We start from the raw sequence: 8,216 nt of genomic DNA, 5'->3' as shown, positions 1-8,216 counted from the left end.
GTCAAAGGCCGCTTCCAGAGCGTTGGAAGCGGCCTTTTGCGTTGCTGGGTGACTAACTGAGTGACTACGTGTCCCTGAAGATCTGATCCATGGCCGCCGCGCCGTCGAGGATGACGGGGCGGAGCTGTTTCCGGTAGACGGTCTCCGTCACGCTGGCACGCGCCGAAGCGCACGTCGGCTGAGACCGTCCAGCGCCCTCTACCGCTTGATCACGGCGGAACGGGCGCTAGCCACCCGGCGCGCGATTCAGAGCCGAGGCGCTGGGCGGCGATGTGTGGCCGGTACCTCGAACCCGTACTTTTCGCCGAGGGCACGAACGTCCTCAAGATCTTTGTCCTTGGGCGGGTACGCCGTCTTGAACCTGAACATCCATTCAGCGGCGATGCACCGCACCTCGTGCCCGGCGATGACACCTGTGCCCGTCAGGGAGTCCTTGGGATACTCGATCCCGTACGTGTTGTTGCCCCGCTCGTCGAACTCGAACACGTGAACATCGACCATGCCGCCGCTGCTGGCCGCGACGACGTAGTTATAGTCGGTCGCGTCCTGTCGTGGCTGCGGCACGTAACCCCACCGTGCGAACAACTCCTTGAGGCGCTGTGCGTGCTCACGGGCAACAGCGATGTCAAGGTCGGCGTGTTCGCGGGTCTGATTTCGTCGGTCAGTAGAGACATCGTTTGTTGGTGAGTTTGGACAGCGGTTGGCGATCAACAGGCGCAGAAATGTTGGTGAGAAATGGCAGCACCCACCTCCGCCCGTTCTCTAGCGGAGACGGGCCAGCAAGTGGGCGTCCAGGAAGCCCCGCTCGGAGGCCGGGTCGTGGAGCAGCCGCGCGAATGTGGCGAACCCAGCCCCGGCCAGCAACTCGGCGAAGCGGTCCGCCGGCCAGCTATAGGCGGGTGTCACCTTGTGGTCGAAGCGGACCGGCTCGGGCGCGTCGGTTCCGAAGAACGAGACCAGGAGAAGGCCCCCCGGCGCCAGGACACGCGCCTGCTCGGCGAGCAGCGCGGGTAGTTCCCCAGGAGGGGTGTGAATCATCGAGTAGTGGGCCAGCACGCCGCCGAGCGCGCCGTCCTCAACGGGGAGTTCCTCCATCCGGGCCTCATCGAACTTCAGGGCCGGATGGGCCCGCCGAGCGTGGTCGACCATGGCCGGAGAGAGGTCGAGCCCGAAGGCATCCAGTTCCAGGTCGTGCAGCATGGCCGTCAGATGTCCGGGCCCGCAGCCGACATCCGCCACCCGCGAATTCCCCGTCCCACGCACCAACTCGGCGAAGGTGCCGATCATGTTCCGTGCGAACGGCTGCGTCTCCAGTCGGTTAGCGAACATCGACGCATATAACTCGACGACCCCGTCGTAGGCCGTCCTGGTCTCGTCCTGGTGCTTCGCCACGGGAAGGACGTTAACACCCCCCCCTTCTCAGCTGTTCTCCGGCCCCGTGCCGAATCCTGCGCCGTCGTATCGGACTCGCTCGGCTACCAGGACAAGGCCATCACCCGGTGGCGCGACAAGCCGCTGGCGACCACAGTCCGTCACCAGCTGGCTGGACTCCCCGGGGAACTGGCGACAGTTGATTAGGCGATCACACCAGTATCAGACCCCTGATCGTCAGCCTGCGGTGCGCTGCTCGACCCGAGCTCGGGTCTGGGCCAGGCGGTAGGACTCGGTGCCGGTCTCGATGATGTTCCCGCCGAAGGTGAGCCGGTCGACGATAGCCGCGCATAGCCGGGGGTCGGTGAAGGTCTTGGTCCAGCCGCCGAAGCTCTCGTTGGAGGCGATGGCGACGCTGGCTTTCTCTTCGCGCTCGGTTAGCACCTGGAAGAGGAGTTCGGCGCCGCGGCGGTCGAGTTCCATGTAGCCCAGCTCATCGATGCAGAGCAGGTCGACTCGGCCGTAGCGGGCGATGGTCTTGGACAGTTGCTTGTCGTCGGCGGCTTCGACCAGTTCGTTGACCAGCTTGGTGGCCAGGGTGTAGCGGACGCGGAAGCCCTTCATCGCAGCCTCGGTGCCCAGCGCGATGAGCAGGTGGGACTTGCCGGTGCCCGAGTCGCCGATGAGGCAGAGCGGCTGTCCTTTCTTCACCCATTCGCAGGCGGCGAGGGTGTGGATGACGGCGGGGTCAATGTGGGGGTTCGCGTCGAAGTCGTACTCGCGTAGTGACTTGTCACGAGGGAAAGCGGCGGCCTTGATCCGGCGTTCGGAGCGGCGGCGCGCGCGGTCGTCGCATTCGGCCATCAGCAGTTCGGCCAAGAAGCCCAAATAGGTCATCTGCTCGCGGGTCGCGGTGTCGGCCAACTCGCCGAATTGACGGCGGATGGTCGGCAGCCGAAGCATCCGACAGGCCGAGTCCACGGCGGCCTGGGCGGCTTGCTCGGTCAATCCGCGGTGGCGGGGAAAGGTCATGAGGTGTCTCCCTGGGCGGACGGCTGCGCGGCGGGTCGGCGATGTCGCAGCAACTGGTCGTAGGCGGCCACCGAGGGCAGCGGCCGGTTATCGGGCGGCAGGTGTGCCAGGCGCCGCTCGGTCAGGAAGGTCACCGTCGCGCCGGTCGGTACTGAGCCGGATGCGGTGACGGGTTCGGTGCTGGTGTTGGTGGAGGAGTCAGAGTCGGCGGCTTTGCGAGCCTCCAAGGCGACGGCATCAGCGGTCAGCGCACCAGCCCGGATTGCGGTGGCTATCCCCGTGACGATGTGCTCGTGGGCCATGTGACGGGTCAGCAGGAGCACCTCGATCAAAGCGCGGGTGCCGGCCGCGTCGCCGTGGGCTTTGCAGGCAGCCGCCCACCATTCATCGTGGACGGGGGTGAACTTGCCCGCGGCGCGCGCCTGCTCCAAGACGGTGGCTCCCGGCAGGGCGCCAGGCTTGCGGATGAGGACCTCCAGGTAGTGGTCCAACTCCAGCCGGCTCGCGGCTTTCGCCAGGAGCCGTTCGTGCCGTGCGACCTCTTCCCGTCCGTCGTAGATGGCCAGCTCTGAGGCGTGCAGCATGACCCGCACCCTGCGGCCGATCAGGCGGGCGGGCACCGAATACCGGTTGGTGCGCACGGTGATCTGGCTGTAGCGGTCCACCCGCGGCGTCAGCAGCAGCCCCGTCTCGAACGGCTCGGTGGGCAACATCTTGAGCAACGGGGCCTCGATGGCGAAGTACTCCCCGATGGTCCGGGCGCGGTTCCCAATCCGCCGTGTCTCGTCGGCCAGGTCCCAAGCGTCGATCAACACATTGAGCTCGGCCAGTGAGGCGACATCGGGGATCGGCACCATGTGGTTGCGGCGAAACCAGCCGATGTCGCCTTCCACTCCGCCCTTCTCGTGGGCGCCCTGCTTACCAGGCTGGCAGTAGAACGGCTCGATCCCGTAGTGGGAGCGGAAAGCCGTCCAGCGTGCGGTCTCCACCCGGGCACGGGAGAACCCCAGAACCTGAGCGACGGCGGCCTTGAGGTTGTCGTAGCGGACCTTGCCGAATGGCACCCCTCCCAGCACGCTGAAGGCGTGGACGTGTCCCTCGAAGAACGCTTCCTGGCCGCCGGAGGCGAACACGCGGTGCACGGCCTTGCCCGAATACGACAGCCGCAACGAGAACAGCACGCACTTGACCATCTCGTCGGCCAATCGGATGGTCACCTCCCCGAAGTCGACCTCGGCCTCGGCGCCGGGCCGGTGCGACTGGGGCACGAACGCCTTGCTCGGGCCCCGGCCCGACTCGGTCCAGATCTCGGAACGGCGTTGCGCGACGTAGGCGCGAACCATCTGATACGACACTCCCACCGCGTGATGCTCGCTCACCAGCCGGTCGAAGATGCGCTTGGTGGTGTGACGCTGCTTGCGTGGCGCGTCCAGGTCCGCGCGCAGCATCTGATCGATCACGTTCTTGTAGGGGTCGATCTTGGACGTTCGCTGCGGCAGCTTCTTGCGTGGTTCAGGCCATGCCGAGGCCAACGCCTTCTGCACCGTGCGGAACCCGACGCCGTGCTTCGTTTGCAGTGCCCGGTTGGACATGCCAGTGCGAGCATCGCGGCGGATCGCCGCGTACAGCTCAACCTTCGACATGCGAGGCACGTGGGCTCCCTCACGGTGCGTAGCACCCTGATAGTCCCACCGCAACCACTTGGGTGCTGTCAAAACTCAGCAACACAGTCCGGCGGACTACACGACCGCTGTCACGGCCGGCCAACAAACGCTGTCGCAACTCAGGTATAGAGCCACGGGTCTGCTTGCCGAGAAGCGCGTCAACACACCACCCGCCATCAATCCAGACGGGGACACTCTCGGCGTGGAGGTCGCTGTAGATCGCGAGGACCTCGTCGGCGTTCACCTGTGCAGCGTAATGGGCCTCGCCGACCCGGGCTTGGCCCCTGGGAGGCTTCGAGGGCCGCGCCAGACCCCGCACTGTTACCCGCCATCGCATCGGCCGTTCTTGAGACGGCTGGACTGAATTGACGGGATCCCGCGTTTCCGGGGTCGAGGCCGCTGGATGAGCCGGATTTGGCTTGTGCGGTGGTCACGGCGGGCTTGACCTTGTCGCGAGGGCAGGGGTTTTACTGTTCGACATGTTGCTGATCGGCGAAATCGCCAAGCTCGCGGGCGTGACTCCGCGGACCGTTCGTCACTATCACCGGATCGGGTTGCTCGCCGAGCCGGAGCGTACCGCCAGCGGTTATCGAAGCTACGGCATGAGCGCGTTGAGCCGCCTGCTGCAGATCCGCAAATTCACCGCGCTCGGCATGGGACTCGGCGAGGTCGCCGATGCCCTGGCGGAGAAGGGCGCGGAGGACCTGAGGGAGATACTGGTTGAGCTGGACGCGGAGCTGGCCGACGGGGAGTCGGAGATTCAGCGCCGCCGTGCCGTGATAGCGCGCCTCCTCGCATACGGGGACGATCCGACGCTGTCTCCCGAGCTCGCCGTGGCCGTCCGCGGTCTCGACCTGCCCGAGGGCGAGATCGGGATCCTCCGGGCGGCGGAGGTGGCGCTGCCTGAACTCGTGGACCGCTATCTCGCCGGTGTAGGGCAGAGCTCGCCGTGGCAGGGGTGGAACCTGAAGCTGGCCGCGTTGGCGGACGCCGACGCGAACGACCCTCGCGTCGACGAGATCGCGGGTGAGCTGTACGCGATGCTGCCCGGTTTGCTGCCTACGGACCTCCCTACCGAGCTCACCGCGGACCAGACGGCCACTGTCGCCGCCACGGCACGGTTCGGGCAGATGATGTTGACCGATATGAGCCCTGGCCAGCGGCGGGCCATGGAACTCCTCGTCGAGTACGGACGGCGAGAGCCGGAGAAATGGGGACAGTGACCAGCCGATCCCACCACCTGCGCGGAGGCGAATGACCATCGGGCCGACCTGCTCAGCGCGAAGTGCCGGCCCGGATCGCCACCGGTACGTCCAACTTCGAGGTCACAGCACAGATGTGCTTGTCCGAGGGCACCATGCGCACTCATGTGAGCCGCATCCTCGTCAAGCTCGGCTTGCGCGAGCGCGCGCGGATTGTCGTCGTCGCCGACGAAACGGTCTTATCAGCCGAAATGTGTACCGACTGCTCTGGAGATACTGGTGTGCCCCGAGTTTGATGGAGTCACTTTCCTGGATTGTCATGCCACGGTGGGTGTTCTCGAACTGTATCGGGGTGAGCATGCCCAGGCTGCTGTGTCGTCGTTGCCGGTTGTGCCAGATCTCCAGGTACTCGAAGATCGCGTTCGCGAGCTCGATGCGGGTGTTCCAGCGCTGACGGTCCAGGAGTTCGACCTGCATCCGGGACCAGAACGACTCCATCATGGCGTTGTCGAAGCAGTCGCCGGCGCTGCCCATCGACGGCAGCAGGCCGGAGTCCTTGGCCCGCTGGGTGAAGGCCCAGGACCCGAATTGCACACCCTGGTCGGAGTAAATGATCGTTCCCACCGGTGGCGTGCGGCTGTCGATAGCCATGCCCAAGGCGCTGGTCACCAGGGTGGCGGTCTGGGTGGAGTCGATCGACCAGCCGACCACGCGGCGAGAGTAGGCGTCCAGCACCACGCAGCAGAACACCTTGCCCTCGCGTGTCGGGTGTTCGGTGATGTCGGTGATCCACAACTGATTGGGCTCGGCCCTGGTGAAGGCGCGGTCGACCAGATCGGTGGCGAATTGGTCGGGCTTGGCGCGCCGCCACTTGGGCCGGCCGCTGAGGCCTTCCAGCCCGGCCCGGCGCATGAGCAGATCCACCGCTCCATGGCTGACCGTGACCTGGTGGCCCAAGGTCAGTTCAGCATGCACGCGGCGGGCGCCGTAGGAGCCACGCGAGTCCTGGTGGATCTGCCGGATCAGGTCAGTCAGTCAAGCGTGCCGGATGGCCCGCGGTGAGGGCGGCCGGTCGCACCAGGCGTAGTAGCCAGACACCGACACGTTCAGGACGCGGCAGGCGACCTCGACCGGGAAGCCTTCGCCGGCCATCACCGCGATGGCTGCGAACCGTCTTTTGGGGGCGCCGCCTCGCGGATCAACTCGATCGCCCGGCGGGTGGCCTGCAACTCGGTCTCCAGCTCGGCGATGCGCCGTCTGGCGGCCGCTAACTCGGCCTTCTCGCCAGTGGTCAGGCCCGGCTCCAGGCCGCGATCGATGCGGTCTTGGCGGCGCCACGTGTAGATCGTCTGCGTGCTGATGTCCAGGTCATGCGCCAACTCGGTGGCCGTGCGGCCTGCTTCGAGCAGGTCCAGTACCTTGCGCCGGAACTCCGGCGGATAGCCCCGTCGTCCCATGCCACTTTCCTCTCATCAAGCGGCACAAGAGTCCAGAAATCCACCTCTACTCAACCCGGGGCACACCAGGGCCGCCTTCGCTCCATCACGGCCCTGGGCGCCGGGCGCGCGGCCGGGGCAGCCCCGCGGCTGGCCCGCTACCCCTACGGATGGGACGACGGCAGACGGGCAGGCCAAGGGTGATGCTGGCGGGAACATGCGCATCCTTCGTAAGCCGTCGCCAACGTATCCACGACATACCAGAAACATACCGCCGCACTCTATGGTTACATCCACAACCTTGGCAAGAAATCCAGGATGCTATCCAGTGATTGTCGGGTGTTCACCCGACATTTATTCGGCCATCGTTGAACTAGTCTCTGGTATCAACTTCAAGGGAAGGTGTTGCGTGAAGCGATTCTTTGCGATGGCCATGCTGGCAGCAGCGACGTGTTTGACGCTGACGGTCACCGCGGCCCCGGCCAGCGCAGATACTGTCGTTAGCTATCACTCCTCTAGTGGGAAGTGCAACAAGGCCGCCAGGATTCTTAATGCGATCCCTTTTAATAAAGCGAAGTACTATTGCTCGATCAATTCGCGCCTCAGCGTCTATAAAGTGATGCGTGTGACGAAATAGTGCGGTTGCCTGGCCAGACAACACATGTGCTCAATCAATCCTCTCGGATGCTTCACACCGAAGCGATCAGAAGTCGCTGCTGGTAAGCGGCCAAGTGGCAAAGTGAGTGACATCAAGGGTGCCTAGAGTGACCCGGCAGTGCACTACGATGCACGTGAACAGACGTTTGACCTGGCAATACGCAAGGTGGAGCGATCAACTCGAATGCTTCGCATCGAAGGGGTCAGGGGTTCGAATCCCCTCATCTCCACCAGGAAGATGCAGGTGAAAAGGGTCTTCGGAGTAATCCGGGGGCCCTTTTCTCATGTCTGAAAGTCGATGGGGACCCAATCGGGGAGCCATCTCACTCGGACTCTCTACCCGTGTCGGCTGTCGCCGAAGATGGTGTTCATCGTGTGGGCACCTTTGGTGATCACTGGCCGGAGTTGGTGCCGGTAGACCGCTTCGGTGACGCTGGTGCCAGCGTGCCCGACGAGATCGGCGATGGTCTCGATGGGTACGCCTTGGTCACTCATGATGGAGACGAACGAGTGACGTAGTTCGCGGGGACTCCATGTGGTTCCGATCCCCGCACCTTTGGTGATCTTTCGGAACGCCCGCCGCACGTTCGAGGCGTCCAGTGGAGTGCCGACACTTGTGCAGAACACCAGGTTGTGGACCTGCCATGCCTCGCCGGCCTTGAGCTTGTCGGCGGCTTGGTTGACGTGGTGCTGGCGGAGGGTCTGAGCTGCCAGCTTGGGCAGTTCCAGCGTGCGCCGGGACTTGCGGGTCTTGGTGTCTCCTCCTTCGCGTTCGGCCCGCCATACGTAGATGGCGAACTTCGTGTGCTTGAACCCCACCTCGGTCACCAGGTGCCAGGACTTGAGCTTGGGAA

General features: G+C 64.8%; 9 protein-coding genes and 1 pseudogene. 3 read left to right on the top strand and 7 right to left on the bottom strand.

The genetic code is table 11. The features are described 5' to 3' along the window. Positions 1-246: 246 nt before the first annotated feature. From V5E28_RS48435 to V5E28_RS50005, 5 genes are all read right to left on the bottom strand, one after another. Entirely contained in the window at positions 247-711 is a 465-nt protein-coding gene (locus tag V5E28_RS48435) for a nucleotidyltransferase domain-containing protein (RefSeq protein WP_336217086.1), read from the bottom strand. Positions 712-762: 51 nt separating this feature from the next. Next, the gene (locus tag V5E28_RS48430) at positions 763-1,392 is read right to left on the bottom strand and encodes a class I SAM-dependent methyltransferase (RefSeq protein WP_139635863.1); all 630 of its coding nucleotides are present in this window, start codon (positions 1,390-1,392) and stop codon (positions 763-765) included. A gap of 216 nt (positions 1,393-1,608) precedes the next feature. Then, the gene (gene istB / locus V5E28_RS48425) at positions 1,609-2,403 is read right to left on the bottom strand and encodes an IS21-like element helper ATPase IstB (RefSeq protein WP_329591240.1); all 795 of its coding nucleotides are present in this window, start codon (positions 2,401-2,403) and stop codon (positions 1,609-1,611) included. After that, positions 2,400-4,046: an IS21 family transposase gene (gene istA / locus V5E28_RS48420; protein WP_336217085.1), complete on the bottom strand. Its 1,647-nt coding sequence runs from the start codon at positions 4,044-4,046 to the stop codon at positions 2,400-2,402. The genes istB and istA overlap by 4 nt, the downstream gene beginning before the upstream one ends. A gap of 19 nt (positions 4,047-4,065) precedes the next feature. Beyond that, positions 4,066-4,404: a nucleotidyltransferase domain-containing protein gene (locus V5E28_RS50005; RefSeq protein ID WP_442946013.1), complete on the bottom strand. Its 339-nt coding sequence runs from the start codon at positions 4,402-4,404 to the stop codon at positions 4,066-4,068. A 142-nt stretch (positions 4,405-4,546) separates the two neighbouring features. On the opposite strand from V5E28_RS50005, the gene V5E28_RS48415 reads away from it, so the two are divergent. Both V5E28_RS48415 and V5E28_RS50000 read left to right on the top strand, forming a co-directional pair. Beyond that, positions 4,547-5,290, top strand: coding sequence for a helix-turn-helix domain-containing protein (locus tag V5E28_RS48415; RefSeq protein WP_336217084.1), 744 nt, complete (start codon positions 4,547-4,549; stop codon positions 5,288-5,290). A 113-nt stretch (positions 5,291-5,403) separates the two neighbouring features. Continuing rightward, complete coding sequence (locus V5E28_RS50000) at positions 5,404-5,565, top strand: hypothetical protein (protein WP_442946014.1); 162 nt, start codon at positions 5,404-5,406, stop codon at positions 5,563-5,565. Positions 5,566-5,584: 19 nt separating this feature from the next. Here the strand turns inward: V5E28_RS50000 and V5E28_RS49995 are convergent. After that, positions 5,585-6,726, bottom strand: a pseudogene (locus tag V5E28_RS49995) (IS3 family transposase); the annotation flags it as partial. Positions 6,727-7,114: 388 nt separating this feature from the next. On the opposite strand from V5E28_RS49995, the gene V5E28_RS48400 reads away from it, so the two are divergent. After that, positions 7,115-7,342, top strand: a complete 228-nt coding sequence (locus V5E28_RS48400) for a hypothetical protein (protein ID WP_336217082.1) — start codon at positions 7,115-7,117, stop codon at positions 7,340-7,342. A 356-nt stretch (positions 7,343-7,698) separates the two neighbouring features. Here the strand turns inward: V5E28_RS48400 and V5E28_RS48395 are convergent. Continuing rightward, positions 7,699-8,216: site-specific integrase (locus V5E28_RS48395; protein WP_336217081.1), on the bottom strand; the 518-nt coding region annotated here is incomplete at its 5' end.

The organism is Nonomuraea sp. LPB2021202275-12-8, assembly GCF_037044575.1.
GTDB lineage: Bacteria > Actinomycetota > Actinomycetes > Streptosporangiales > Streptosporangiaceae > Nonomuraea.
Note: the sequence above shows the minus strand (reverse complement) of the source record. Positions and strands in the feature narration are given on the sequence as shown.

Excerpts from the sequence above, each read along its gene's own strand:
- istB (WP_329591240.1), bottom strand. The coding sequence starts at position 2,403 with ATGACCTTTCCCCGCCACCGCGGATTGACCGAGCAAGCCGCCCAGGCC.
- V5E28_RS48415 (WP_336217084.1), top strand. The coding sequence starts at position 4,547 with ATGTTGCTGATCGGCGAAATCGCCAAGCTCGCGGGCGTGACTCCGCGG.
- istA (WP_336217085.1), bottom strand. The coding sequence starts at position 4,046 with ATGTCGAAGGTTGAGCTGTACGCGGCGATCCGCCGCGATGCTCGCACT.
- V5E28_RS50000 (WP_442946014.1), top strand. The coding sequence starts at position 5,404 with ATGTGCTTGTCCGAGGGCACCATGCGCACTCATGTGAGCCGCATCCTC.
- V5E28_RS50005 (WP_442946013.1), bottom strand. The coding sequence starts at position 4,404 with ATGCGATGGCGGGTAACAGTGCGGGGTCTGGCGCGGCCCTCGAAGCCT.